This window comes from Streptomyces sp. LE64 (genome assembly GCF_052606915.1).
This window is the reverse complement of the sequence record NZ_CP199708.1, coordinates 3,419,201-3,443,608: the sequence shown is the minus strand read 5'-3', so window position 1 is coordinate 3,443,608 and position 24,408 is coordinate 3,419,201. Positions and strand designations below refer to the sequence as shown.

Genomic DNA, 24,408 nt, shown 5'->3' with positions numbered 1-24,408 from the left:
GAGCGCCCGCGCCCCCTTCACCCGCCCGAACGAGCCCCGCTCCCGGCCCCCTTAGGGGATGTCACAGCTCGGCCGCAAACCCCCCTGCCGGGGCCCCGCTCCGGCACGCCGCCACGCCGGACCGGGTACGTTCGAGGACGTGGCTGGATTCAGGATCGGACGCGGCCGGGACAACAACCGCGCACCCCAGGGGCGGGGGCAGCAGCCCCCGCAGCAGCAGCCGTACGGACAGCAGGCCCCCCGGCCCCCGTACGGCGGCCCGCCCGCGCCCGGCCCGGGCGGCGGCCCCCACGGTCAGGCACCGTACGGGCAGCCCCAGCAGTACGGGGGCCAACCCCCGTACCAGGACCACGGGCGGCCCGCCGGGCCCGGCGGGGGCTGGCCCCAGCCCCAGGGTCACGGCCCGGGCGGCCACGGCGAACCCGAGTACTTCGGCGATAGCAACCACCAGCAACAGCAGCACGGCGGACCCGACCCGTACGCCGCCAACAACCCCGGCCACACCCAGGCGTTCGCCGTCGGCGAGGACCCCTACCAGCAGGGCGGGACCTACCGCGCCGGACAGGCCGCGGCGCCCCCGGCCGGCCCCCCGCTGCCCTGGAAGGAGCTACTGACGGGCATCGTCACCCGCCCCTCCGCGACCTTCCTGCGGATGCGGGACTACGCGGTGTGGGGCCCGGCCCTGGTCGTCGCCTTCCTCTACGGCATGCTCGCGGTCTTCGGCTTCGACGAGGCCCGCACCGACGTGCTCGACTCGACGCTGTCCTCGGCGGTGCCGTACGTCCTGATCACCGGGGTCGTCATGGTGATCGGCTCCTTCGTGCTCGGCGCGGTCACCCACACCCTGGCCCGGCAGCTCGGCGGCGACGGCGCCTGGCAGCCCACGGTCGGCCTCTCCATGCTGATCATGGCCATCACCGACACCCCGCGCCTGCTGTTCGCCATGTTCCTGGGCGGCGACGCGCCCTTCGTGCAGATCGTCGGCTGGGCGACCTGGGTCGCGGCCGGCGCGCTGTTCACGCTGATGGTGAGCAAGTCGCACGACCTGCCCTGGCCGAAGGCCCTGGGCGCCTCGGCGATCCAGCTGGTCGCCCTGCTGTCGATCATCAAGCTGGGCACCTTCTGACCCGACCGGACGACGACGGTACGGCGACGGCCCGGGCGGATCACTCCCGCCCGGGCCGTCGCCGTACCGTCGGCCGGTGGCCCTACAGCGCCTCACGGGACGGGGTGACCGGGGCGCCCGTCGGGCGGACGGGGGGCTCGACGCTCCACGGGAAGTTGATCCACTCGTCGGTGCGCTTCCACACGTACTCGCACTTCACCAGCGAGTGCGACTTCTCGTAGACGACCGCGGACCGCACCTCCGCCACGTGGTCGAGGCAGAAGTCGTGCACCAGCTTCAGCGTCTTGCCGGTGTCGGCGACGTCGTCGGCGATCAGCACCTTCTTGTCGGTGAAGTCGATCGCGTTCGGCACCGGCGCCAGCATCACCGGCATCTCCAGCGTGGTGCCGACACCGGTGTAGAACTCGACGTTGACCAGGTGCAGGTTCTTGCAGTCCAGCGCGTACGCCAGCCCGCCCGCGACGAAGACCCCGCCGCGCGCGATGGAGAGGATCAGGTCGGGCCGGTAGCCGTCGTCGGCGATGGTCTGCGCCAGCTCGCGGACGGCGGTGCCGAACCGCTCGTAGCTGAGGTTCTCGCGCACGCCGCCGCCCGTCGCGGCCTCGCCGCTCACACCCGGGTCCGGTGGAAGTTCTGGAAGGAGCGCGAGGCGGTCGGGCCGCGCTGGCCCTGGTACCGCGAGCCGTAGCGCTCGGTGCCGTAGGGGAACTCGGACGGCGAGCTGAGCCGGAACATGCACAGCTGCCCGATCTTCATCCCGGGCCACAACTTGATCGGCAGCGTCGCCAGGTTGGAGAGTTCGAGCGTGACGTGCCCCGAGAACCCGGGGTCGATGAACCCGGCCGTCGAGTGGGTCACCAGTCCGAGCCGCCCGAGGCTGGACTTGCCCTCCAACCGGCTGGCCAGGTCGTCGGGGAGCGAGATGACCTCGTACGTCGAGGCGAGCACGAACTCGCCCGGGTGCAGGATGAACGGCTCGTCGCCCTCGGGCTCCACCAACCGGGTCAGGTCCGCCTGCTCGACCGAGGGGTCGATGTGCGGGTACCGGTGGTTCTCGAACACCCGGAAGTAGCGGTCCAGCCGTACGTCGATGCTCGACGGCTGCACCATCGATTCGTCGTACGGGTCGATGCGCACCCGTCCTGCGTCGATCTCGGCCCGGATGTCCTTGTCTGAGAGAAGCACCCCCCGAGGATACGCAGTGCGGCCCGCCGAACGCGCCGCCGGGCAGATCGGCGCACCGGCGGGCCGACCGGCGGAACCCGTCCGCCGGTCCCGCGCCGTGGGGCTACCGCTTGCCGGGAGGCACCGGAACGGCGCTGCGGAGCCGCGCGCAGCGGGGGCAGCGCAGCAGCCGCCCGGGGCCGAGTCGCCCGGCCTGCTGCATCGGGAACGTAGCGGTGCTGAACACGTGCCCTTCGGCACAACGGACCACGGTGCGCTCCATCAAGTCCTTCGAGTCCCTTCCCACGAGCCGCGTCTGACGCCGGCCGTCCGGGCAGCCACCTGGACGCCCACCAGGCCGGTACGAAGCGGAACAATACGGGACGAACAGAACGTCTCCCGGACGGCGCTCCGGCACCGGGGGACCCCACCCGCACGCTCCGCGCGCGCCCACCGTACCGCCCCCAACTCCGGCCGCCCGCACCCCCGTCCGGCACGCCGCAACACCGGGCCGCACAGGCGGGAACACCTGGTGACGGGGATGGGGTAGAGTGAGCGGCGATGCATCACCGGTTCAGCCGGTTGCACTCGCGGGTGTAGTTTAATGGTAGAACATCAGCTTCCCAAGCTGAGAGCGCGAGTTCGATTCTCGTCACCCGCTCCACAGTCAAGGCCCAGGTCGTCGACCCGGGCCTTTTCGCTGCCCCTCCGCCGCCGACTCGGGGATCGTCACGTTGCCGGGAGTCGGTACGACAGCACATAGGCGTCGGCCGCCATGACGGTGTCGCAGACCTCCACGGCCCGGCCCTCGGTGTCGAAGGCGGTCCGGATCAGGTGGATCACCGGGACGCCGGAGGCCAGTCGGAGCGTCTTCACCTCGGCGGGCGAGGGCATCCGGGCACGGATCTCCTCCTCGAAGTGGTCGAGGCGGTGGCCGAGTTCTTCGAGTCGGGCGTAGATCCCGCCGGGGCCGGGGTTGGGTTCGGCGATGGGTGTGCCGCGGGCGATGTCGAGGGGGAGGTACGAGGTGGCGAACTCCACCGGCCGACCGTCCAGGAGGTAGCGGCGGCGCCGGGCCAGCACCCGCCGCACCGAGCCGAGCCGGGTGGAGACGTCCTGACTCGCCTTCTCCTCCTTCACCTCCAAGCCGTCGACCTGGGGGTGGCTGCCGGCCGCGTCGGCCTCCACGATGAAGGCCGACTTCCCCTGCTCGCGGTGACGGCGGGCGAACCGGTCCGAGGCCAGCCGCCGCACCGGCGGACGGGGCCGCACGAACACGCCCTTGCCGTGCTCCGCGTGCACCAGGCCCTCCCCCTGGAGGACGGAGAAGGAGTTCCGCACCGTCATCCGGGACACCCCGTAGTGCTCCACGAGCTCGGCTTCGGAGGGCAGCTTCTCCCCCTCCTTGAACCGCCCGCGGTCGATCGCCTCACGCAGTTGGTCAGCGATCTGCCGGAACACCGCACGGTCGCTCGTGGGGTCGAGCACCCCGAGCACGTTCGAGGGGATCGAAGGCATGTGTACTCCTTTAGGCGTCTAGACGAGTAGCTGGGTCCTGTTGCTACGGTGGAGAGCCTAGTCAGCTGAGAGGGCCCGTGGAACGTGAGCACTGACCGTCCGCACTCCGTGAGCGTCGCGGGGGTGATCGTGGACGACCAGGGCCGGGCCCTGCTGATCCAGCGACGTGACAACGGCCACTGGGAACCGCCAGGCGGAGTCCTCGAACGCGAGGAGACCGTACCCGAGGCACTGCAACGCGAAGTCCTCGAAGAGACCGGCATCAAGATCATGCTTCCCGCGACGCTCACCGGGGTCTACAAGAACATGAAGGGCCTCATCGTCTCGCTGGTCTTCCGCTGCGAGGCCGCCGACGGCACACCTGCCGTCGGAAACGAGACCCGCGCACTGCGGTGGGCCACCCGCGAAGAAGTGATCGAACTCGCCGACGAGGCGTACGCGATCCGCGTTCTGGACGCACTCGACACGGCGAACCCGCCCGCCATCCGCGCCCACGACGGCGTGAAACTCGTCTAGCCCGAACCCGCTACACATGGCGGCCTACCAGCATGAAGGAACTTGTATGCACGAGTATACGAGTACATCGAGGGTCTGGGGACTGTCCTGCCCCGGATTCCCCGAAGAGGTCAGCCGCGCCCGCCGCTGGACCCGTGACATCCTGCGTGGATCACCCTTGGCCGACGACGCCGAACTGATCGTGAGCGAGCTGAGCGCCAACGCGATCCTCCACACCGCGAGTGGCCGGGAACACGGCAGCTTCCATCTGGCCGTCTGCGTCTCCGCACAGGTGGTCGCGGTGTCCGTGACCGACGACGGGGGCGTCGGCGGAACCCCCAAGGTCGGGCACGACCAGGACCAGGACGCCGAACACGGCAGGGGACTGGGCATGGTCAGCGCGATCGCCCACCGGGTCGTCGTCCACGACAGCGACCACGGCCACACCGTCACGGCGGAGCTGTACGCGGACCCGCGTGGAGAAGGCCGCCCGTGCGGGACGACGTGACCAGACGGGGGTACCGGTGCGCATGCTGGTCGCAAGACCTCACCAGTCGGCGACAGTCAGCGTTACTGGGGACCCTCGACGCCTACACGGCACGCCAAGCAGACCGCTGGATCGCCGACACGCTCCGCACCATCTTCCCGATCTTGGACGAGGACGCTTCCGACACAGCATGGCACTGGCTGTCCGAGGGCCGCGTGCACACCAGGCTGACCCTCCTCCGCTCCGAACCCTGCACCGTGACGATGGCTCACGCCGACGTCCGTCTCGTATGGACCATCAGACCGGTGGTTTTCCTGGTGCGGGCAGGTTTCGAGGCCGCCGAACTCCCTTGCCCTGCCTCTGGCTTCGGGCCTCGCCTGACCGGGTGAGTTACAACTTTCTCTACGGGTTCAAGGCCCCCGGCTGCGCTCCGCTCCGCCGGGCGCGCTTCCCGGCTCCGCTCCGGGCGCCGCTCCTGCCTTCGGCCCGCTCCGCCCGCGCTGCGCCGACGCGCGCCCGCTGTGTAGGCCCGTGGGGCATGAGACGAGCACCAAGCCTGCGGCTTCAAGAGGATGCCTCCGGCGGGGGCGCTCAGACTCCGGGATGGGAGGGGCGCTGTTCGCGCCTGCCGGCCGGAGTGGGGCGGGCGTCGTGGGGCTCCCAGGTGAGTGGTGGTTGAAACGAGATCTCCGGCATGGCCGCCAGTTCAATTACTCGCATCAGCTGCCACTAGAAGCTCTTCGATCAACTCCTCTTCGGTTGGAACTCTGCGACGCTCAAGCATCGCGCACACCGTGTGGGTCAAAATACTCCAAGCTTCCAGCCATGGGTCCTCTCCGGCTTTGGTCTTGATCGCGCCACCATGGGCAACCTTCGATCGATCGCCGTACGATCGTTTCGCCCGCTGAAAGAAGTCTTTCCTATCGCCCAAAGATGCTTGAAGCTGAGCTAGATAAAGAGCGAGTCGGAAGCTGACCTCGGACTGAACCTTAGGGAAGATTGATTCCAGGCCAGTCCAGACGTGAAGAAGTGATTGCCCAGTATCAGAGACGACAGGGCTAGAAGTCAGGACGCGTTCAAGGAACAGGCAGACAGGGTACTTATCGCGAAGCTCTTTCCATCGCTGCACGTCATCTACAACCTGCGCAAACAGTTCCGGCGTCAGCGACCGTGTGAGGCCACCTCTGCGAGATCCAGAGCCGGAGGTGTACGGAGCGCCCCAGATCTCCACCGACGCGGTAGCGCTGGTGATGCCAGTTCGCAAACCTTCCGGGAGGCTGTCGAGGCCGTAACTCGATTTCCGAGAGTTGATTCCCGCATAGTCATTCACGGAATAGTTTGACACAAACTGGACCGAGAATGGGTGAATCCCCCGAGCGTACATCATGACATGAAAAGGCAAGATCTTACTTTGCGCCTCCTCGATGGATTCTGCGGTGATCGCAAGCTCCATGTTGCAGCCTTTAAGTCGCATGTCGCCGACCGTGTACGGGATGTGCAGTTTATGCTTGCTGCCCAGTTCCGCCCAATCGAAAAAGCTAACGTCCCATTTTCGCGGGACTAGACTGTAATCTTCGTCCTGTATGCGTTCTTCGAATTCTTTCGGAATGAGTCCTGCGAGTGGCGCATAGAACGTATTCACGTGCGGACCCTCCCCTGTCACCCTGGCTAGATTATGTGTCACTTCAGGGGCGGCGTCGCCTGCTTTCGGCGGTCCTGAGTGGCATCCCATCGGTGACCTGAGCAGCCCGCCACAGGCTTCGGCTGTACAGCAGCGAAGTACAGCAACCGCAGCGACCAGACCCACTCGGAAGCACCCTCCTGAGGCTGTGGCACAGCCGGTATGACCGTCACCGACCGATCCACATTGAGCTACGGATCAGAAGTTCGTACGGTCAGTCCACGCCCGTCAGCGCAGCTCGCCCTGGTCGACGGCATGGCAACGTGGCTGAGGCTGGTGGGGGTGCGCCGAGGCACACGCGTGCGTGGTCGGTCGGCGCACCCACCGTCGTGGCTGACTGTCGTCGGCCGAGGATCAAACCTGCCCGGCACAGCTTCGCCAAGGGACGTATGAGACGAGAGCCCGTGCCACTCGCGTGCCAGGTCCGGTAGGGAACTGCGGGGAACAGGGGGGACTTGCCTTGGGGTGGTGCGGGGCTCCAGCACCACCCCGCCGCAGGTCAGCGCAGCAACCGCCGCCAAGGAACCCGAGCTTCCCAAGCTAAGAGCGCGAGTTCGATTCTCGTCACCCGCTCCACCACGAACCCCCAGGTCGACGACCTGGGGGTTGTTCGTTGTCGGCGGGGAGCCTGCGCTCCTGTCCCTCTCACCCGCCGTGCGACTCACTGCGGGCGCATCCGAACGTCCGGGAGGCCGCCTCACCGCACCCTAAACTCCACTAAAGTCGGGCGTCTTGCATCGATCCGTGAACAGGGCACATGCGTGCGCACATCCGGATCGTCCACGTACCCGGCAGACCCAGGAAGCCCTGAGATGAACCCGTACGACTCCGCACCCTTACCGTCGCCTCAGGCTTCTCCGGCCAGACCCTGGTGGAAGACGAGCCCCGCCGCGCTGGGGATGCTCGCACTGGTCGCCCTGATCGGCGCGTTCAGCTTCCCCCTCGGCTTTCTCGCGCTGATCGCCGTCGTCGTCCTGCTGTGGATCCTGCCGCCGTGGCGCTGGTTCGCCAAGTTGGGTGCGAACCTCGGGGCGCTGGTCCTGCTGGTGCTCGGCTCGGGTCTGGGCGGGCAGCTCGACGAGAGCGATGCCAAGCCCACGGCGGAAGCGACTCGCACACCGTCCCCGAAGGCTCCCCCGAGCCCTGCCGCCGAGCCGGAAGTGCCGGACTACCGGGGCCGGCCCCTCCACGAGGCGGAGGCAGCGGCCCGCAACTCCGGATACACCACCGGCCTCCACGACGCGTCCGCCGAGAGCCGTTCGATCCTCCTGCGGTCCGACTGGGTGGTGTGCTTCCAGAAGGCCGACCACGACGACGGACGGAAGCTGATCGACTTCGCCGCCGTCAAGACGGGCGAGCCCTGTCCCGGGAAGGACGGCGCGGAGATCCCGTGGCCCACGATGCCGGACCTGCTGGACGAGACCTGGCGGGACTCCGTGAGGGCCCTGACGGGCCTGGGGGTCGATGAAGACGCGATCGAAGCCGAGTCCCACTACGTGAACGACGAGCTACCGGGGGATCACGACACCTGGCGCGTGTGCGAACAGGACCCGGCGGACGGCGAGGACATCACCGCCGAGGTGACCCTCGGGCTCGCGCACCCCGACGCCGGCTGCTCCACGACCGGGCTCCGGCTCGGGGACAAGGACGACGACGGTCGCCCGGACTACCGGGACCTCACCGACGACCGCAACACCGGTCCGGTCGGCGGAAGCACCTCCACCGGAGGCCCGTCCAGCAGCGGCGGGGGTTCGTCCACGGGCAGTGGGGGTTCGTCCACGAGCGGCGGGGGCTCGTCCACGAGCAGTGGGGGTTCGTCCACGAGCGGCGGGGGCTCGTCCACGAGCAGTGGGGGTTCGTCCACGAGCGGCGGGGGCTCGTCCACGAGCAGTGGGGGTTCGTCCACGAGCGGCGGGGGCTCGTCCACGAGCAGTGGGGGTTCGTCCACGAGCAGTGGGGGTTCGTCCACGAGCGGCGGGGGCTCGTCCACCGGCAGTGGGGGCTCGTCCACCGGCAGTGGGGGTTCGTCCACGAGCGGCGGGGGCGGGGCGTCGACCGTGCATCCGGGGTCGTTCTGCTCGCCACCCGGTGCCGTCGGTGTGACCAGGGCGGGTACTCCCATGGTGTGCGGGCCCGGCTCGGACGGGCGCAATCGTTGGCGGTCGGGATGACCTGGAAGCGAGGCTGACCGCCTCTTCGAAGACCGCGGGCGGCGCCGGTCACGGTGACGACGATTGCCCTGCCCCGCCCCCCCCCGCTTCCCCTGTGCCCCCACGTCGGTGACCCGGGGGCACGGGGGTTTGTGCTGGGCCTCGCGGACCGGATCCCCGGCGCCGACCCCGTCGTACGATCACAAGCCATGGACTGGGTCGAGCGCACCGCGAAGTTGAGGCAGTGGACCAGGGGCGGGGCCCGGGCGCCGCACAAGCCGCTGCTGTTGCTGTACGCGTTCGGCCGGTTCCAGGAGGACGCCGACGACGAGTTGCGGTACAGCGCGGTGGAGGCTGACTTGCAGCGGCTGTTGGCGGAGTACGGTCCTCCGCACCGGACGACGCCCGCCTACCCCTTCCACCACCTGGTCGGCGACGGGGTGTGGGAGGTGCGGACCGACCTCGGTCCGGGGAGTCCGGGCACCGGGTTGCGGGACCTGCGGGAGACGGGGGCCACCGGCCGGCTCGCGCCCGACCTCAGGGCCGCGCTGCGGCGGGAGCCGGAGTTGCTGCACCGGATGGCGCGGGCCCTGCTCGACCTGCACTTCCCTCCCTCGCTCCACGGTGAGCTGTGCGAGGCGGTCGGCCTGGACCTGGACCCCGAGCCGGTGGACGCCGGGCGGCTCTCCCCCGCGCGCCGGCAGCGGGACCGGCGGATGCGGGAGTCGGTGCTGACCGCCTACGAGTACCGGTGCGCCTTCTGCGGCTACGACGGGAGGATCGGTGCGGCACCGGTCGGGTTGGAAGCGGCCCATGTGCGGTGGTGGGCCTTCCACGGCCCCGACGAGGTCGACAACGGGCTGTGCCTGTGCTCGCTGCACCACAAGCTCTTCGACAAGGGCGTCCTCGGCATCGACGACGGACACCGCGTCCTGGTCTCGCAGCGCTTCGTCGGCCACAGCAGCGCCGCCCGCGAGCAGGTCACAGCGCTCGCCGGCCGGCCCCTCGTCGGACCGCAGCCGGGTGCGCGTCCGGTCGCCGCCGAACACCGCGCCTGGCACACCCGTGAGGTCTTCCACGGCGATCCGCGTCCTGCCGTGCCGGTGTGACGGTTCATCCGGTCCAGGTGCGGGGGGACCTGGCCACGGCGTAGACGTGGGCCACCTGTCGGGGCATCAGAGTGGCCGGCAGTCCGGACAGGACCCGGTCGATGCGGGCGGCGTCCAGGACGAGCACCGGCGGGTCCGTCCCCTTCACCGTGAGCTTCGCGGAGTGCACCACGGCGATCACGGGCCGGACGGGGACGGGGTAGCCGCAGGCCCGGGAGAGGACCCGGGAGACCCGGCGGGCTTCGGAACGGCTGATGACGACGTGGCGGGTGGGTGTCCGGTTGACGGTGATGGCCCGGTCCCCGTACCAGACGGTCTTTCCCCGGTGCCGTTTGGAGTTGACGGCGAAGACGCCCGCCGGGCCGATCGCGAGGTGGTCGACGTCCGCACCGCTGGGCCACTGGACGGCGTGCAGGGTGTGCCAGCCGCGCCGCCGCAGCGCGTCGAGCCTCCGGCCGGTGACGCGTTCGCCGGTGAGCCCGTCCCACCAGCTGCGGGTCGTCGAATGCGGCAGCCAGCGGCCGAACAGCCGGAGCACCGGGTTGGGTTGGAGTTCCCGGAGCTTCCTGCGGATCGCGTCCCCCGGCCGGTTGTCCGCCAGGTCGCCCGGCACGGTTCCCACCCGTTCCCCCTCCTGCCCGCCGTCGTGCTGGCAGATCACCACGGTGGGCGGGGCGGCACCAGGTCCTTCTCGGCCAGAGGTCGCCCACCGGTTCGGAGCGTGCGCCGAAGTGCAGCTCTGTAGGTCCTCTTGATGACCGTCGTTGCCGGCCGGGGCAGCGCAACGGTCTGGAAGCGTGCTGACTCCCGGGCTGACAGCCCGAGTTCGACCGGTGGAAGCGGAGCTCGCCGGACCGACTTCGCAACGGGCCCTGCGCCGCCTCCGGCCGGAGCGGCTGACCGAACGAGAGTCCGGGAAGACGCATGGGGTCGGCGCGGTGCAAGCGTCATACTCGGCACATGCATCGCATCGGGGGGTACGCCGTCGAACGCAAGCTCGGCGAGGGCGGGATGGGAACGGTCTTCCTGGCGCGGACACGGGGCGGACGGGCTGTCGCCGTGAAGGTCGCCAAACCCGAACTGGCGGCGGACCCCGTCTTCCGCGAGCGCTTTCGCGCGGAGGTGGCGGCAGCCCGTTCCGTAGGCGGGTTCCACACGGCGCCCGTCGTGGACGCCGACGTCGAGGGCGACCCGCCGTGGCTCGCTACCGCGTACGTCCCGGGCCCGACGCTCGTCGAGCACCTCGACGCCACCGGACCCATGGGCGAGCCCGAGTTGCGTGCTCTCGCCGCAGCGCTCGCCGAGGCGCTGGCATCGATCCACGGCTGCCGGCTCGTCCACCGCGACCTCAAACCGGGCAACATCGTCATGGCTTCCGACGGCCCCCGCGTGCTGGACTTCGGCATCGCCCGAGCGCTGGAGTCGTCGCGGCTGACTGCGACCGGCTCCGCCTTCGGCACCCCCGGGTACCTCTCCCCCGAACAAGCTCTGGGTCATGACGTGACCGGAGCCAGCGACATGTTCGCACTCGGCGCGGTGCTGGTCTGCGCCGCCGGGGGCAGCGCCTGGGGCGAGGGCACGTCCATGGCCCTGGTGTACCGGTCGGTGCACGAACCCCCGGACCTCTCCGCAGTACCGCTCGGCATGCGTGAGGTGGTGGCGGCCTGCCTGAGCAAGAACCCGACCGCCCGCCCGACGCCCCACGCGCTCCTGGACCAGGTGACCGGTCCGGTGCACGGCCCGCCCGCGAGTCGCACGCCCACGGTTCCGGTGCCCCCGCCCTCCCCGTCCGCGGTGCTGGCCTCGGCACCGACCCAACCGGCGACCCCGCCCCCACCGGTCCGAAGGCCACTCCCCCACCACGATCACTTGGTGATCGGTGGTCCGTCCGCGAGCCTCACCGCGGACGGTGCCGGCGTGTCCCTCCGGGTGGGCCGGGAAGAAGCGGACTTCGACTGGTCCGAAATCTCCGCCGTCACCTGGGTGCCCGGGCGTCGGGGACGTCTGAGCATCACGGTCCGGGTCCACGACGGCACGGCCTACCTCTGTGAACTCGATGCCCCAGGCGCGCGTCACCGCGAGGAGTGGACCCGCGGACTCCGCGAACACGTCGGTCGGCACCTCGAACGCTGAACACCCCGTGCTGGTTCCACGTCGGGCGATCCGGGGGGCGTCCGCCGTCCGCCCCGGGCGAGGTTCCCCGCCGGCTCAGAGCAGGGCCGTCCCCGCGGCCGCCCCCGCCGCGGTGAGGAACAGCGCCAGCAGGTGCAGGGCGGTGTCCCAGGTGTGGGAGCGGTGTTCGGCGGCGGGGTCCGTGGTGAAGCGGGCCGGGTCGGTGGGCGCGTGGTGGACGGTGAGGTAGCGGCCGTGGGAGTCGGCGCGGTCGGGGATGGCCGAGGGGCAGTGGGCGATGACCTCCGTGCCCTCGCGGGTGGTGAAGGCGAGGACCGGGGTCCAGGTGGTGAAGGTGGTGCCCTCCCCGTCGGTGTCGGTGTCCTTGAGGACGGCGACGACCCTGGCCCGGGCGGTGACCATGGCGGTCGTCTCGGTCCGGCGGCGGCGTACCGCCCGCAGGTTCGCGGGGAGGCGGCCGGCGAGGAGGACGGCCAGCGGGCCGCAGGTGGCGATCAGCGCCCAGGGCCAGCCCCACTCGACCGCGGCGACGGCGACGAGTCCGGCGTAGACGAGGAGCACCGCGCAGTGGGGCACGGTGCGTCCGCGGTCGTCCGCGTCCTCGCCGTGCGGTCCGTTGGTGAGCCGGTAGGCGTGCGGTCTGCCCCGTGGGTAGTGGACGCCGAGTTCCCGGCCCACCCAGGCGACGGTGATCGACTCGCCGTGCCCGCGGTCGTTGGTGACGGTGAACTCTTCTCCGGTGGACGGATCACGGAAGGTGATGACCACCGGGATGCCGTCCTTGCGGGAACCTCCGTGCCGGGGTTCGCGGACCCGCTCGACGCGGCCGGCGGTCCGCACCGTCCGCCCGGCCCGGGTCGTGCCGGCGAGTGACCTGCCGTAGCCGACGAGTGCCACGGCGACACCGCCGGCGCACCACAGGGCGAGGTAGTCGTGCGGGTCCATGCGTCTGCCCTCTCCTGCCTGCTCAGGTCCGTCACGGTGCGGGGGCGTGCCGCAGCACCTCGCCCCGTCCGTCCGCCTCCAGCCGGGCCGTGCCGTCCGGGCCGGTGACGACGATCCGGATGGTGAGGGGGCCCGCTGCGGCGCGGCTCGCGGTGAGGTGCCAGGTCTGCGGACGGCCCGTGGACGAACCGGACTTGGCCTGCGCGACCAGGGCGGGGATGCGCTCGTAGGGCAGGGCGCGCGGGTCGAAGCCGGGCGCCGCCGTGCCGGTGGGGGCGAACGCGACGGTGAGGGTGCGCTCCTGCGCGATGACCGTGAGCGCGCGGCGGCCGTTCCCGTCCCCGGTGAGGGGGTCCACGGCGCGGCGCAGTTCGCCCGGGTCCAGCAGGGACTGCCCCGGGCCGAGGGTGACCGTGGCCAGCCCCGAGGTCACGACCACGGCGGAGGTGGTGGCGGACACGGACGGGCGCGGGCCGGGAGATCGGGCACCGGTGTCCCCGGCGTCCCCGGCGAAGAGGTCGGCGCGGAACAGCAGGACGACCGCGCTCGCGGAGAGGAGCAGGGCGAGCAGCCGGGCCGCACGGCCCGCGGAACCCTTCACCGGCCGGCTCGGCATCGGCGGGCCGGGGGCCGGGTCGATGCGCGCCGCGGCGGCACGGTCCTCCCACGCGGGGGTGGGCCGCCGCACGATCCGCACCCGCCACGGCCGGTCCGGCGGGTACTGCACCACCAGCAGGCCGCCCGGGCGGTGGTCGGGCAGGTCGACGCGGTGGACGTCCTCGGTGACCTCGACCCGGTAGGCGGGGGCGTCGTCGGGTGCGACGGTCAGGTCGAACCGGACGGTCAGCTCGCTGTGTTCGTCGTCGCCGGTGGCGTCCAGGGCCTCGATCCTCGCCAGGGCCGTGCGGGGCGGGACGGCCTCCTCGCGGGCACGGCGGGCCATGCCGGCGAGGAGGGCCAGCAGGCCGCAGAGCGCGGGCAGACCGAGGCCCGCGAGGAACAGCGGCACGCTCCCGATGACCGGGCCGACGACCAGCGCGGCCGACGACGCCCCGGCCACCGTGCCCGTCAGCAGACCGCGGGCGACGGCGACCGGGGCACCGTGCCCGGGCGGCCCGGCCCCCGTGGTGGTCGTCATGGCTGCGATTGTGCCGGGCGGGGGCGGTGGCCGGAAGACCGTTCGGGGCGGGAGGGCCCGGGGCTGCGGCGCGCGGACGCCTCCGACGCCGGGTCGCCCTCCCGGGCGGCGGCGGTCCCGGCGGACACCGCAGAATGGGGCGGGTGATCGGTGATCGAGGGGATCGTGCCGCGTAGGAGACCCGTGTCGCTCCGTCCGCGCGCCCGTGGCCTGCGGGGTCCGGGGGTGCGCTACCGCGACGTGCCGGGCTTGTCGGGTGCGGCGAACAGTGCGGTGCGCGTGTGGGAACGGGAGAGTGGAGCCCGGGCGCCGTCGCGGCGGCGTTCGGCGTCTGGTCCGTCCGGGTGCACGGTGACCGTCGTCGGCTGCGCCCGTGGGAGGCCGAGCACAGCTGCGTCTGCTGTGGCCGGGGTTGGGCCCGCGACCAGTTGGAACGGGCGGTGGCGATGCTTCCGGCGCGGGCGGCCTCCGAGCTCCGGGCCGCGGTGGCCGAACTGGACGCCGTCCTGCTCCGGCGCACCCACCACGATCCGCAGAGCTCCGAGGAGCTGGCCTGGTGGCACCGGCGGTGCTGAGCCCGCGACCGCCCGCGGTGGCCCGGGCGGTCCGTCCGTGGGCCGCCGACGGACCGCTGACGAACACCCGCCGGAGAAACAACTCGCCTACTGGGTAAACCTCTTGGGCGCGAACGGCTGTATCAGGGTGTACTGCTGTGAGTCCGAGGGAGGACGCTCAAGATGGTCGACCCTGTGGTGGTGGTCCTGGTGGTGGTGGGTGCCCGGCTGGTGTACGGGCTGGCGGCGCTGTGGGCGCGTCCTGCGCGGGAGCGTGCGCGGGCGCAGGGTCTGGCGATGGTGGTGCGCTCCGCCGGGCCCGGTGCCGTGGTCGAGGTGACCTGCGCCAACGGCGACCTGGTGAGCGCGCGGCCGGCGGCCGGCGCCGTCGACCCGAGCGGGGCGGGCCCCCGGTGACCGCGGTGGAACCGCCGGTGTGCACCCGGGACTTCGAGAGCTTCTTCGCCGGCGCGTACGCCCGCGTACTGGCCCAACTGATCGCCCTGTGCGGGAACCGCGAGGACGCCGAGGACGTCGCCCAGGAGGCGTTCGTCGAGGCGTACCGGGCCTGGGACCGCATCGCCGGCTACGAGCTGCCCGAGGCGTGGGTGCACCGGGTCGCGGTGCAGCGGTTGTGGAAGACGGAGCGCAAGCGCAGGACGGGGCGGGACCGGCTCCCCGAGGTGTCCGTGCCGGCGGCGTCGAGCCCCGAACAGACGGCGGAGGCGCTGGACGTCCTGCGGCTGCTGATGGCCCTGCCGCCGCAACAGCGTCTCGTCACCGTGCTGTTCTGTCTGCACGGCTGGTCCCAGAAGGAGATCGCCGGGACGCTGCACATCAGGCGCGGCACGGTCGCCGCGCACGTGAACAGGGCCCGACGCACCCTACGGGAGGCGCTGGCCCCGGACGGGCGGACGAACGGTCGCTGCTCCGCGCTCGGAACCGGCGACCCGCACCGCGGCGCACCCGGTTCGTGGTGGGACGACGGGGAGTGCCGGGAGCGGGACCGTGCCGTCGCCATCGCGCTGCGCACCACCGTGGCCTGGCTGCGGAGCAGCGTCACGGAAAGCTCGGCGGAGGTCGCCCGGGCCCGGGCGGTCGTGGCCCGGCGGTCGGCGGGCGGGCGATGACGGCCGGGGCACCGGGTTGGCTGCGGGCCCTGTTGGCGGTGGGGTTGCTCGCCGGGTTCTACGTGGTGGCGGGCGCCCTGCTGATCGCCGACGCGGTGGTGGTGGGGTTGGCCCTGTGGATGGCGGTCGAGCAGCCGCACCAGCCCGGTAGCTGGGCGCTCACGGTCGGCGGCGGCATCCCGGCGGCCTACGCGCTCGTCCACGGGATCGTCGCGGTGAGCCGCGCGGAGGAGCGCCCGCCCGGCGCGGTCCGGCTGCGGCGCCGCGAGGCGCCCGCGCTGTGGCGGCTCGTCGAGGACCTGGCGCGGCGGTCGCACACCCGGCCGCCGGGCCGGATCTACCTGACGGCGGAGGCCGACGCCGCCGTCTCCGAGCACGCCCTGTTCCTCGGCCTGGCGGCCGGCGAGCGCACCCTGTACCTGGGCGTGCCCCTGCTGACGGGGTTGACCTCGCAGGAGCTGCGGGCCGTGCTCTGCCACGAGTTGGGGCACTACGCGGGCCGGCACACCACGTTCGGCGCGATCGCGTACCGCGGGGAGGCGGCGCTGCGCAGCGCCCTGTTCCGCCTGCGGATGACCGCGGACGCCGGGCGGAGCGGCGGCCCCGGGCTCACCCGGCTGTGGCTGTTCCAGGCGGTGATCCGCGGTTACGCCCGGCTGTACCTGCGGCTGTCGCTCGCGGTGCGCCGGCGCCAGGAACTCGAAGCCGACGCGTGGGCGGTCGCCCTGGTCGGCCCGGTGGTGACCGCCCGGGCGCTGCGCGCCGTGCACGCGCTCGGCATCACCTGGGCCGCGTTCGTGGAGGGACACCTCCGGCCGGTGCAGCGCCTCGGCTTCGTGCCGAGGGACGTCTTCGGCACCTTCGCCGCCCTGTTGGACGACCCCCTCGTGCGTCGACGGACGGCGGAACTGCGCGCGCACCCCGTCGAGGCGGTCCGCTCCCCGCTGGACTCCCATCCACCGCTGGCCCGGCGGCTCGCGCTGATCGAGGCGCGGTCCGTCGAGGGGTCCGGCGTACCCGCCGGTCCCCCGCCGTTCGACGACCTCCCGCTCCGCGACCCTTCGTTCAGCGACCGCGCGGCGACGGACCGGGTGCAGCGGCGCCTGCTCGCCGCGGGCGGATCGACGACGGCCGCCCCGTTGCCGTGGCCCGACTGGGCCGACCTGGCCGCGGAGACGGGCGCCATCGACCGGGCGGCCGGGCTGCTGGAGGCGGCGTCGGACCTCGGCACGACCGCGCGCCCCGCCCCCGGGGACGTCCTCGACCTGCTGGCACGGGGACGGGGCGCCGCCCTGGCCCGCCGGATCACCGACGCACCCGAGCCCGAGGAGCACCTCGTGGCCGCCCTGTACGCGGTGACCGGGCAGGCCCTGGTCGACGCCGGGCGGGCGCGCTGGGCGCTCGACTGGGTCCGCGGGCCCCGGTTGGAGTGCCCGTACGCGCCCGACGGCCAGCTGGCCGCGCTGGTCGCCGCAGCCGTGCGCGACCGGGCGGCGGTGTCCGCCCTCCGCGCCGAACTGCTGCGCCTCGGCGCCGACGTGGACGCCCCGACCTCCCCGGTGCCGAGCGCCGTCACGGTGTCGGCGGGGCGGGCGGCACGGGTTCGGCGGAGCGGTGGGCGGGCACCGGAGCCGGTCCTTCGGGAACTCGGACGGCAACGGAAGGCGACCACGCTGACGGTCGGTGTGGTCCTCGCCGTGACGGCGGTGTGGGGCGTCGCCCTGGTCCACTCGGACCCCACGCAGCCCGTCGCCCCGCCCCACGGGACGCCGGTGCGCCCCGGGCCGCACTCCCCGCAGCACCCGCCGTCGTGGGCCGAGCCCACCGCTCCGCCGTCGCTGCCCCCGCTGCTGCCCCCGTCGCCGCGCCCGACCCTGCCGGGCCTCGGCCTCGGCACGCCGAGCGAGCCGGTGCTGCGCATCGTCCCGGTCCCCGTCCGGCCCGCCGAGCGGGGCGGCCCCGGCTGACGGCCCGGGCCGGGGCCCGCCCGCGGGCCGCCGGAGGGGCGGCCGTACGACCGTGGTCCGATCCCGAAGTGTGGTCCGTGCTCCGACGACGCGGCGCCCGGGGCGGCGCCATCGTGGGCCCATGACCGGCACCCGAACCCCGTCCGTCTCGCCCGGCCGCCCTGTTGCGGAGCACTGGGTCGGTGGCGCGTCCCTCTGCCTCGCCCCCCTGTTGCTGCTCGCCGGGGTGCTGCTGCGCATGCGCTTCGACTTCTTCTTCCCGGCGCAGTTACGGGCGTACGAGCGGAGTCCGGACCTGATGACCGCCGCGCCCGGCAGTCGTCGGACCCCTGATCCGGGCCGGTCCCGTCCCCGCGACCGCCCGTGCCGCCGGTCCGCCCGCGGTCCGTCACTCCTGCCGCGGTGCCTCGTGGTGCACGTGCAGTTCGCCCTCCTGGACGGTGTAGAGGGCCGAGCGGTCCTTCGCGAGGTTCTCCTGGACCGTGCCGGACTCCTCGGCCCGGGGCGGGAGCCGTGTCCGGTGGTGGACCTCGACCCGGATGTCGTGGCCGGCGGCGATCGGGCCGTTGGCGTCTCCGCCGACACTGATCGTGAAGTGGTCACCCGACGAGTCGGTCATGGTGCGCTTCCCTTCGTAGGTGGCCGGGGCGGTCCGGCTGGCGGCCGGACGGCCCGGGTCGTCGGTCAGGCGAGGCGGGTCCAGGTCTGGGTCCCGCAGTTGTAGCACTCCCGGTCGGCCCCGAGTCGGGCCGTCGTGACCACCTGCGCGGTGTCGCCGTCGGTGGCCACGCTGACCGTCATGTCCGCCCGTCCGACGACCGTGCAGGACGTCCGGTCGCTCACCGGGACCGTTCCGCTGTAGCTGCCGTCGCCGCCGCTGAGGCGCACGGTTTCGGTGTCACCGCAGCCCGCCCCCACCAGCAGGGCGTACGAGCCGGAACCGGTCTTCGCGACCTGGAAGGTGTTGCCCGACCCGTCCCGCCACGCTCCCGCCAGTTCGTCGGTGAGCGGGCTGGGGCTGGCCGACGCCCGTTCGCGTTCCGCGTCCCGTGGGGCGTCGCTGCTGCCCGCCCGGTCCTGCCACGTGCCGGCGTTGGTGTCCGTGGACGACGCGGCGCGGTCCGTCCACCACTCCTGCTGGATGCCGGTGCCGACCACGAGGGCCGCCGTGACCAAGGCGGCCAGCACCTTGACCATGCCGCCCAGGCCGGCGAAGGCGGAGGCGCCTCCCGTGGCCGCCCCGCCCGCACCGACCGCCCCCACCGCGGGTGCGGTGGGGGCCGCGGCGGCATGGCTGACGGTGTGCCCCGTGGGGTCCAGCAGGTGTGCCGAGCCGTCGGGTACGGGCGGGGCGGGAGAGGTGGACGCCGCCTCCGCCACCGGGTCGGGCCCGTCGGCCCGGGTAGGCCCGCCGGCGTCCGGGGTGGACGCCGTCCCGGTGGCCTCGGGCTGCGCGGGGGCCTCGGACGGGGCGGACGCGGCGGGGGCGTCGGGCGCGGTGGGCGGTGCGGCGGCCGTGTCGGGGCTGCCGGCGGGGCCCACGTCCTGGGGGCCGGGGTCGACGCCCCGGTCCGGATGCGGGTCCTGGGCCGGGTTCGTCGCGTCCGTGCCGGGGTCCGGGGCGGGCGGGTCGGCACCCGGGCCCGGGTCGGTGGGGGCCGCAGGTTCCGGTGGCGCGTACTGCTGGGCGTTCAGTGCGGCCTCGGCGCCCCGGTCGTCGCCGAGTTCCCGCCACAGCACGACCGCTTCGGCCAGCAGGACCGCCGCCGCCACCCGTTGCCCGATCAGCAGGCAGCGGACGGCCCTCTCGTGGGTGAAGTACGCGGTCGCCGTGGCGTCGCCCGCCCGCCGGGCGGCGTCCTGGCCCCGGTCGAGGAGTCGGCCCCAGACCCCGAACCGCAGCGACCGCGCCAGCAGCGGCGACACCGCCCGGGCGAGCCGTACCGCCAGCTCCGGCCGTCCCTGCCGCTCGGCCAGCTCGGCGACGAGTTCCAAGGCCCTTCCGTGATCCGCGACCTGGGCCGGCGTGGCGGCCGGTGAGGCGGCCCACTCCGTGAAGTGGTCGCACAGCCGCTCGACGGGGAAGGGTTCGGGCGACCGCCGCCGCACCTCCGGCACCGCGTCCGGGGCGCAGCGGTATCCGCGTTCCGCGGCGAGGGTCAGCCCCAGTGCGGTCAGCTCCGCGCAGAGGGCGTCCGGGTCGTCCGCCCCGCACAGCGCCCCGATGTGGCCGGGGGCCACCTCCGCGTCCGGCAGGGTCGCAAGGAGGTCCAGCACCCGCAGCGCCGTGGCGTCCAGGCGCGGGAGCAGCAGCGGCAGCAAGCCCTGGACGGAGGCGGGTCGGGGCAGGGTGAGGCCGGTGCCGGACGCGTCCAGCCGGGCCAGCCCGGCCGCCCTCAGCAGCAGGAGCGGGCGTCCCAGCGAGAGGGCGCACAGTTCCTCGGCCGCGACCCGTTCGCTGGGCGGCAACGGTCCGCGCAGCTCCCTGGCCAGCAGTTCCAGGCCCGCCGCGGGGTGCAGCCCCTGGAGCGCCAGTTGCGCGCTCTCGCCCGGCAGGGTCCGTTCGTGGCCGGCGAAGACGAACGTGGCGGCCGGAGCGGCGTCGGCGAGGGCGCGCAGTCGCTCGGGGTCCTGGTCCGCGTCGTCCACGTAGACGGTGACCTCCACCTGGGCCATGAGTCGCCGCAGTTCCGTTCGCGTGGGCGCGTACCCCGGGGCCTCGTAGCACGCCTCGAACACCTCCTGGGCGAGGTCCTCGACCTCCCGGTGGGCGGCGCTCAGGAAGAGCACGCCGTCCCGCCCGGGTTCCAGGCAGCGCGCGGCGTGCCGCAGCAGACTGCTCTTGCCCACCCCCGGCGGCCCCCAGAGCTGCACCAGGCCACCCGCCCGCACGGCAGCCTCCAGTGCGCTCAACTCGACTTCACGGCCGATCAGTTCGGGTGACCTGCGGGGCAGGAGCAGGGCCTGTTCCCGGCGTCGTGGGGTGGGGCGTTCCCGAGGCGTGACCAGGTTCACGGTCGAACCGTCGCCGTCGATGACGACGTTGTGGTGGCCCACGACCAACGGCCCCGTCATGGTGCCGCCGATGGACGCGCCGTAGGTGTCGCCCGCCCGTTCCCCGCCCCGTCCCCGCCGGCGCCCGGCGCCGTCGTGCGCGTCCTCGGCGGATCCGGCCGGCTGCTGCGGGATTCCGTCCCTGTCGTCCATCGTCACTTCTCATTCCCGGGCGCCGCGGAGCGCGGCCGCCCCCCGTTGGGCCACCGTGGGTGTCGACGGTCTCGTCGGTCTGGTCGGGGTTCCGCGTGGCCGTGCCCCGCGACGGCCGGTTCGACGTCCGGGGCGTGGTCGCGTCCCGGGTACCGTGGCCGTCACGCTAGCCGGGGCTTCGACGTCGGATCCCGTCATACGACGGTTTCTCCGCATGTGCTGCACGCTGCCTGCCCGTCTCGGGTGCGTACCGGGGTTCAGGGGCGGTCGTAGGCGAGAGCGTGCAGGACGGAGAGGTCCTCGATCCGGATGGCCCGGTAGCCGGTGGAGACGGCGCCCGCCTCACGGAACCGGCGCAGCGCCTTCTGCACCGTGGGTTCGGCGGTGCCGGACAGGGTCGCCAACTCGGGCTGGGTGATGGGCCAGCGGATCACGAGGGCCCCGTCGACGCGTTCGCCGTGGGACAGGGCCATCTGGTGCAGCACCCGGGCCAGTCGGGTGGCGGCGTCGCAGCCGGTGAAGTCGATGCGGTGGTTGTTGGCGGCGCGGAGCTTGGCGACGACGGACGCGTTGACCGCACGGGCGATCGCCGGTTCGCGGTGCAGACAGCCGAGGAACGCCTCACGGCCCACGGCCCGGGCGGTCACGGCGCCGCAGGTGGTGACCGTCGCCGACCTGGACCCCCCGTCCATCGCGGCGAGTTCGCCGACGAGTTCCCCGCGCATCCGGACGGCGAGCAGCGCGTCCCGTCCGTCGTGGGTGCGCCCGGTGGCCTTCACCACCCCGTCGAGGAGCACCAGGACGAAGGCGGTTTCGTCGCCCTCGCGCATGAGGACCCGCCCCGTCCCGTACTCCACCCGCGTGCCGAGGGCGAGGAACCGGTCCCGGGCGGGCCCGGGGAGCGAGCCGAGCAGGCTCGACGGTGTCCAGGGCCGCCGCGGGTCGGCCGTCCGACCCGTGTCCACGCACCGGTCCGGCGTCGTACCGCTCATGCGTCCCTCCGCCTCCCGTCGCTGCGGGGCCGCCGTCCCGAGCCGCTGGGCCACACAGGCTACTTCGACCCGGCGGGGACCGAAGTCCGCTCTTGAGATTCCCGCGTCCATCCGGTATTGCGACGGGATCCGGCGGATTCGGCCGGGCCAGGGTGGGAGCGCACGGCGCGCGCCGCGTCCGACGGAACGCGGTGGGAGCACGCCCTGCAACGACCCTTCGACCCGTTTCGACACCAGGAGGTACGGATGGCGGAAGAGTGCGAGTACCGGGCCCTGTTCGCCGTGGACGTCGAACGCTCGGCGGGGCGCGGGAGTCCGGCGTTCCTCCGGGTCCGCGAGGCCCTCTTCGCCGCGCTCCGGGAGTCGTTCCGGCGGAGCGGAATCGACTGGGACGGGTGCCTGTGCGACGACCTCGGCGACGGCCTGCGGGTGACCGCCCCGGCGGGGCTGCCGAAGGCCCGGCTGATCCACCCCCTGGTCCACGAGCTCGAAGCCCGGCTACGCGCCCACAACGAACTGGCCGGCCCGCTCACCCGGGTGCGCGTCCGGGTCGCCCTGCACGCGGGCGAGGTCCACGTGAGCCCCGACGGCCGGGTCACCGGCCGCCCGCTCGAAGTGCTCGCCCGGCTGTTGGACTCCGCGCCGCTCCGCCGCGCCCTCGCCCGGGCCCCGGAGTCGGCCACCGCCCTGGTCGTCTCGCAGCACTTCCACGAGGAGACGGTGTGCCCCGGCCGCCCGGGGATCGACCCGGCGTCCTTCCACGCCACGCCCGTCACGGAGAAGGAGTACACCGGGTCGGCATGGCTCCACGTACCCGGCCGCCGGGACCTCGTCCCCGCCCCGGCAGCCGCCCGCCGGGCCCGCCCCGCCGAAGGCCCGCGGCCCGCCCCCGACGACCGTCCCGCCGCCGGCCGCGTCACGATGAAGAACAGGGCATCGGGCGACGCCGTCGTCAACGCCCTCCAGAACGGCACCCAGTACGTCCGGGTCGGTGGCGGCGGGGAGTAATGCAGCCTGACGGTGCCGGGACGCTACCAGCGGCCCGGCGCCGGAGGTGGACGCCCACGACGGACCCGACCCGAACGGCTCACGCCCCGTCGAGCCGACCCGCCCGGACCCCCGCGACGAAGGACGAGAAGGCGGCCACGGGGAAGCTCAGTACCGGACCAACCGGAACCTTCGAGTCACGCACCGGCACCGCACCGGTCACCGCCGCGCCGCCCGGCGCCCACTCGACGCAGGTCCCGCCGCTGCCGCTGTACGAAGACCTGACCCAGCCCACGGATTCTGTCGCCTTCACTCCAACTCCTCTTCCATACTGGTCCCTTCACGGGCGTGGAGCACGCACAGGGGACCGCGCGTCCGCCTCACCGCCGAGGGTACGACCGCTGAGGGAACCACCGCGAGCAGCAGGCGGCGAGAACAGGACGGCCCCGCCGCACTCCCCGTGGGGGAGGGGCGGGGCCGTTCGGCGCCGGATGGTTGCGGGCTCAGACCTCGTCGAACTCGCCGGTCTTGACACCCGCGACGAAGGAGGAGAACGCGCTGGCCGGGAAGCTCAGCACCGGACCGTCCAGGGCCTTGGAGTCCCGCACCGGCACCGCACCGGTGGCGGCGGCACGAGCGGGCGCCCATTCGAGGCAGGAACCGCCGCCGCCGCTGTACGAGGACTTGATCCAGTTCAAGGGTTCTACCGTCACGAGATGCCCTTCCGTGCCTGCTCGATCATGGCCACAGACTCCGCCTGCGACAGCGCCTCTGTGCTCAGTTGATGGTAGTCCCTCACCAACGGCCTGACCGTCGTGATTTCCCGGTCCAGGAAGCCCTGGCGCTGGGACTCCTCGTAGGCCAGCACGGAGCCGTCCTTGAGCGTCAGCAGGTTCACCAGCCGGGTGAAGGGGCGCAGCTCCCCCATGGCGTAGGGGGCGATCTGGAGGGCGGTGTTCGGCCGTGCGGCGAACTCCAGCAGGTGCTCCAACTGGCGCCTCATCACCTCGGGTCCGCCGACAATCCGTCGGATGCAGCTCTCGTCCAGGATGACGTGAATCAGCGGCGGGGTCTCCCGGGCCAGCGCTGCCTGGCGCTCTATCAGTACCTCGATCCGCTCCTCGGCCTGTTCGCCGGAGATTGCGCCGCGCCGGACGTAGCCCGCTTCGATGGCCGTGGCGTACTCCCGGGTCTGGAGCGGACCGGGGATCGAGCCCACCTCGAAGAGCCGGACCTCCTCGGCCTTGCCCTCCAGCACCACGTACTCGGAGAAGCCCTCCAGCAGGCTGCCGCTCTTGATCTCGCGGTACCAGCGCTCGAACGACTCGGGCTTGCCCTTGAGTCCGAAAGCCTTGTCGGCCTCCAGCGCACTGCGAAGGGTCGGCGGTTTCCGAGCAGTTTCCATAGCCGAGATGTGCTGACTGGAATAGCCCATCAATTCGGCGAGGTGTTCCTGCGTCCAACCGCGCGCCTCGCGCTCCTTCCGTAAACGGGCTCCGAAGGCCGCCACCGGTCCTGATTCCGGGTCCAGTTGTTTCCTGTTCATGGCCAACTCTTCCTTCGTGGCTACCAGGTTGAAGGGAATTCGACTCTAGGCCACCCTGAGCCTGCCCGGTAGTGGATTC

At 72.6% G+C, this 24,408-nt stretch carries 24 protein-coding genes and 1 tRNA gene; 12 read left to right on the top strand and 13 right to left on the bottom strand.

Annotated elements, in window-relative coordinates:
- Positions 1–58: 58 nt before the first annotated feature.
- On the top strand, positions 59–1,126 hold the full coding sequence (locus ACSMX9_RS15590) for a Yip1 family protein (protein WP_445394738.1): 1,068 nt from the start codon (positions 59–61) through the stop codon (positions 1,124–1,126).
- 82 nt (positions 1,127–1,208) lie between these two features.
- Here the strand turns inward: ACSMX9_RS15590 and ACSMX9_RS15585 are convergent, their stop codons facing one another.
- Both ACSMX9_RS15585 and dcd read right to left on the bottom strand, forming a co-directional pair.
- Positions 1,209–1,739, bottom strand: coding sequence for a phosphoribosyltransferase (locus tag ACSMX9_RS15585; protein WP_366114478.1), 531 nt, complete (start codon positions 1,737–1,739; stop codon positions 1,209–1,211).
- A complete protein-coding gene (gene dcd, locus ACSMX9_RS15580) occupies positions 1,736–2,311 on the bottom strand; it encodes a dCTP deaminase (RefSeq protein WP_351245123.1) in 576 nt (191 codons plus the stop codon). Before dcd ends, ACSMX9_RS15585 begins: the two co-directional genes overlap by 4 nt.
- 569 nt (positions 2,312–2,880) lie before the next feature.
- Here dcd and ACSMX9_RS15575 point away from each other — a divergent pair.
- A tRNA-Gly gene (locus tag ACSMX9_RS15575) sits at positions 2,881–2,954 on the top strand.
- Between the two features lie 65 nt (positions 2,955–3,019).
- Here the strand turns inward: ACSMX9_RS15575 and ACSMX9_RS15570 are convergent.
- Positions 3,020–3,808, bottom strand: a complete 789-nt coding sequence (locus ACSMX9_RS15570) for a GntR family transcriptional regulator (protein WP_445394737.1) — start codon at positions 3,806–3,808, stop codon at positions 3,020–3,022.
- 108 nt (positions 3,809–3,916) lie between these two features.
- Between ACSMX9_RS15570 and ACSMX9_RS15565 the strand changes: the two genes are divergently transcribed.
- Together ACSMX9_RS15565 and ACSMX9_RS15560 are read left to right on the top strand one after the other, a co-directional pair.
- Positions 3,917–4,324, top strand: a complete 408-nt coding sequence (locus ACSMX9_RS15565; RefSeq protein ID WP_445403000.1) for an NUDIX hydrolase — start codon at positions 3,917–3,919, stop codon at positions 4,322–4,324.
- Positions 4,325–4,370: 46 nt separating this feature from the next.
- Positions 4,371–4,811 carry an ATP-binding protein gene (locus ACSMX9_RS15560; protein WP_445394736.1) on the top strand — a complete coding sequence of 147 codons (441 nt, stop codon included), beginning with the start codon at positions 4,371–4,373 and terminating at the stop codon, positions 4,809–4,811.
- Between the two features lie 685 nt (positions 4,812–5,496).
- Here ACSMX9_RS15560 and ACSMX9_RS15555 read toward each other — a convergent pair.
- Positions 5,497–6,432 (bottom strand): hypothetical protein, encoded by a 936-nt coding sequence (locus ACSMX9_RS15555; RefSeq protein WP_445394735.1) that lies wholly within the window; start codon positions 6,430–6,432, stop codon positions 5,497–5,499.
- Positions 6,433–7,283: 851 nt separating this feature from the next.
- On the opposite strand from ACSMX9_RS15555, the gene ACSMX9_RS15550 reads away from it, so the two are divergent.
- Entirely contained in the window at positions 7,284–8,642 is a 1,359-nt protein-coding gene (locus tag ACSMX9_RS15550) for a PASTA domain-containing protein (RefSeq protein WP_445394734.1), read from the top strand.
- Between the two features lie 188 nt (positions 8,643–8,830).
- Entirely contained in the window at positions 8,831–9,730 is a 900-nt protein-coding gene (locus tag ACSMX9_RS15545; protein ID WP_445394733.1) for a phosphorothioated DNA-binding restriction endonuclease, read from the top strand.
- A 4-nt stretch (positions 9,731–9,734) separates the two neighbouring features.
- Here ACSMX9_RS15545 and ACSMX9_RS15540 read toward each other — a convergent pair whose 3' ends face one another.
- On the bottom strand, positions 9,735–10,352 hold the full coding sequence (locus ACSMX9_RS15540) for a nuclease-related domain-containing protein (RefSeq protein WP_445394732.1): 618 nt from the start codon (positions 10,350–10,352) through the stop codon (positions 9,735–9,737).
- 338 nt (positions 10,353–10,690) lie between these two features.
- Here ACSMX9_RS15540 and ACSMX9_RS15535 point away from each other — a divergent pair, with 338 nt between their 5' ends.
- A complete protein-coding gene (locus ACSMX9_RS15535) occupies positions 10,691–11,863 on the top strand; it encodes a serine/threonine-protein kinase (RefSeq protein WP_445394731.1) in 1,173 nt (390 codons plus the stop codon).
- A 75-nt stretch (positions 11,864–11,938) separates the two neighbouring features.
- On the opposite strand, the gene ACSMX9_RS15530 is transcribed toward ACSMX9_RS15535, so the two are convergent.
- Both ACSMX9_RS15530 and ACSMX9_RS15525 read right to left on the bottom strand, forming a co-directional pair.
- Entirely contained in the window at positions 11,939–12,808 is an 870-nt protein-coding gene (locus tag ACSMX9_RS15530) for a DUF3592 domain-containing protein (protein WP_445394730.1), read from the bottom strand.
- Between the two features lie 31 nt (positions 12,809–12,839).
- Complete coding sequence (locus ACSMX9_RS15525) at positions 12,840–13,946, bottom strand: hypothetical protein (RefSeq protein WP_445394729.1); 1,107 nt, start codon at positions 13,944–13,946, stop codon at positions 12,840–12,842.
- Positions 13,947–14,227: 281 nt separating this feature from the next.
- On the opposite strand from ACSMX9_RS15525, the gene ACSMX9_RS15520 reads away from it, so the two are divergent.
- The 4 genes from ACSMX9_RS15520 (at position 14,228) to ACSMX9_RS15505 (ending at position 17,597) form a co-directional block, all read left to right on the top strand.
- Positions 14,228–14,521, top strand: coding sequence for a hypothetical protein (locus ACSMX9_RS15520; protein WP_445394728.1), 294 nt, complete (start codon positions 14,228–14,230; stop codon positions 14,519–14,521).
- Positions 14,522–14,683: 162 nt separating this feature from the next.
- The gene (locus tag ACSMX9_RS15515; protein ID WP_445394727.1) at positions 14,684–14,917 is read left to right on the top strand and encodes a hypothetical protein; all 234 of its coding nucleotides are present in this window, start codon (positions 14,684–14,686) and stop codon (positions 14,915–14,917) included.
- Positions 14,914–15,630, top strand: coding sequence for an RNA polymerase sigma factor (locus ACSMX9_RS15510; protein ID WP_445394726.1), 717 nt, complete (start codon positions 14,914–14,916; stop codon positions 15,628–15,630). The genes ACSMX9_RS15515 and ACSMX9_RS15510 overlap by 4 nt, the downstream gene beginning before the upstream one ends.
- Positions 15,627–17,597 carry a M48 family metalloprotease gene (locus tag ACSMX9_RS15505; protein ID WP_445394725.1) on the top strand — a complete coding sequence of 657 codons (1,971 nt, stop codon included), beginning with the start codon at positions 15,627–15,629 and terminating at the stop codon, positions 17,595–17,597. Before ACSMX9_RS15510 ends, ACSMX9_RS15505 begins: the two co-directional genes overlap by 4 nt.
- A gap of 388 nt (positions 17,598–17,985) precedes the next feature.
- Here ACSMX9_RS15505 and ACSMX9_RS15500 read toward each other — a convergent pair whose 3' ends face one another.
- The 3 genes from ACSMX9_RS15500 to ACSMX9_RS15490 form a co-directional block, all read right to left on the bottom strand.
- On the bottom strand, positions 17,986–18,216 hold the full coding sequence (locus ACSMX9_RS15500) for a hypothetical protein (protein ID WP_366114490.1): 231 nt from the start codon (positions 18,214–18,216) through the stop codon (positions 17,986–17,988).
- Positions 18,217–18,281: 65 nt separating this feature from the next.
- Positions 18,282–20,804, bottom strand: a complete 2,523-nt coding sequence (locus tag ACSMX9_RS15495) for an ATP-binding protein (RefSeq protein WP_445394724.1) — start codon at positions 20,802–20,804, stop codon at positions 18,282–18,284.
- A 257-nt stretch (positions 20,805–21,061) separates the two neighbouring features.
- Complete coding sequence (locus ACSMX9_RS15490; RefSeq protein ID WP_445394723.1) at positions 21,062–21,796, bottom strand: Crp/Fnr family transcriptional regulator; 735 nt, start codon at positions 21,794–21,796, stop codon at positions 21,062–21,064.
- A gap of 246 nt (positions 21,797–22,042) precedes the next feature.
- On the opposite strand from ACSMX9_RS15490, the gene ACSMX9_RS15485 reads away from it, so the two are divergent.
- Positions 22,043–22,804 (top strand): hypothetical protein, encoded by a 762-nt coding sequence (locus ACSMX9_RS15485; RefSeq protein ID WP_445394722.1) that lies wholly within the window; start codon positions 22,043–22,045, stop codon positions 22,802–22,804.
- A 79-nt stretch (positions 22,805–22,883) separates the two neighbouring features.
- On the opposite strand, the gene ACSMX9_RS15480 is transcribed toward ACSMX9_RS15485, so the two are convergent.
- The 3 genes from ACSMX9_RS15480 to ACSMX9_RS15470 form a co-directional block, all read right to left on the bottom strand.
- Entirely contained in the window at positions 22,884–23,096 is a 213-nt protein-coding gene (locus tag ACSMX9_RS15480) for a DUF397 domain-containing protein (protein WP_445394721.1), read from the bottom strand.
- Between the two features lie 190 nt (positions 23,097–23,286).
- Positions 23,287–23,496, bottom strand: a complete 210-nt coding sequence (locus ACSMX9_RS15475) for a DUF397 domain-containing protein (RefSeq protein ID WP_445394720.1) — start codon at positions 23,494–23,496, stop codon at positions 23,287–23,289.
- Positions 23,493–24,329, bottom strand: coding sequence for a helix-turn-helix domain-containing protein (locus ACSMX9_RS15470; protein ID WP_445394719.1), 837 nt, complete (start codon positions 24,327–24,329; stop codon positions 23,493–23,495). The genes ACSMX9_RS15475 and ACSMX9_RS15470 overlap by 4 nt, the downstream gene beginning before the upstream one ends.
- Positions 24,330–24,408: the final 79 nt, after the last annotated feature.

What these genes read in the sequence shown, in the direction of transcription:
- ACSMX9_RS15590 (WP_445394738.1), top strand. Translation starts at nt 59, where the DNA reads ATGTCACAGCTCGGCCGCAAACCCCCCTGCCGGGGCCCCGCTCCGGCA.
- ACSMX9_RS15570 (WP_445394737.1), bottom strand. Translation starts at nt 3,808, where the DNA reads ATGCCTTCGATCCCCTCGAACGTGCTCGGGGTGCTCGACCCCACGAGC.
- ACSMX9_RS15560 (WP_445394736.1), top strand. Translation starts at nt 4,371, where the DNA reads ATGCACGAGTATACGAGTACATCGAGGGTCTGGGGACTGTCCTGCCCC.
- ACSMX9_RS15550 (WP_445394734.1), top strand. Translation starts at nt 7,284, where the DNA reads ATGAACCCGTACGACTCCGCACCCTTACCGTCGCCTCAGGCTTCTCCG.
- ACSMX9_RS15545 (WP_445394733.1), top strand. Translation starts at nt 8,831, where the DNA reads ATGGACTGGGTCGAGCGCACCGCGAAGTTGAGGCAGTGGACCAGGGGC.
- ACSMX9_RS15535 (WP_445394731.1), top strand. Translation starts at nt 10,691, where the DNA reads ATGCATCGCATCGGGGGGTACGCCGTCGAACGCAAGCTCGGCGAGGGC.
- ACSMX9_RS15530 (WP_445394730.1), bottom strand. Translation starts at nt 12,808, where the DNA reads ATGGACCCGCACGACTACCTCGCCCTGTGGTGCGCCGGCGGTGTCGCC.
- ACSMX9_RS15525 (WP_445394729.1), bottom strand. Translation starts at nt 13,946, where the DNA reads ATGACGACCACCACGGGGGCCGGGCCGCCCGGGCACGGTGCCCCGGTC.
- ACSMX9_RS15515 (WP_445394727.1), top strand. Translation starts at nt 14,684, where the DNA reads ATGGTCGACCCTGTGGTGGTGGTCCTGGTGGTGGTGGGTGCCCGGCTG.
- ACSMX9_RS15505 (WP_445394725.1), top strand. Translation starts at nt 15,627, where the DNA reads ATGACGGCCGGGGCACCGGGTTGGCTGCGGGCCCTGTTGGCGGTGGGG.
- ACSMX9_RS15500 (WP_366114490.1), bottom strand. Translation starts at nt 18,216, where the DNA reads ATGACCGACTCGTCGGGTGACCACTTCACGATCAGTGTCGGCGGAGAC.
- ACSMX9_RS15495 (WP_445394724.1), bottom strand. Translation starts at nt 20,804, where the DNA reads ATGGACGACAGGGACGGAATCCCGCAGCAGCCGGCCGGATCCGCCGAG.
- ACSMX9_RS15490 (WP_445394723.1), bottom strand. Translation starts at nt 21,796, where the DNA reads ATGAGCGGTACGACGCCGGACCGGTGCGTGGACACGGGTCGGACGGCC.
- ACSMX9_RS15485 (WP_445394722.1), top strand. Translation starts at nt 22,043, where the DNA reads ATGGCGGAAGAGTGCGAGTACCGGGCCCTGTTCGCCGTGGACGTCGAA.
- ACSMX9_RS15470 (WP_445394719.1), bottom strand. Translation starts at nt 24,329, where the DNA reads ATGAACAGGAAACAACTGGACCCGGAATCAGGACCGGTGGCGGCCTTC.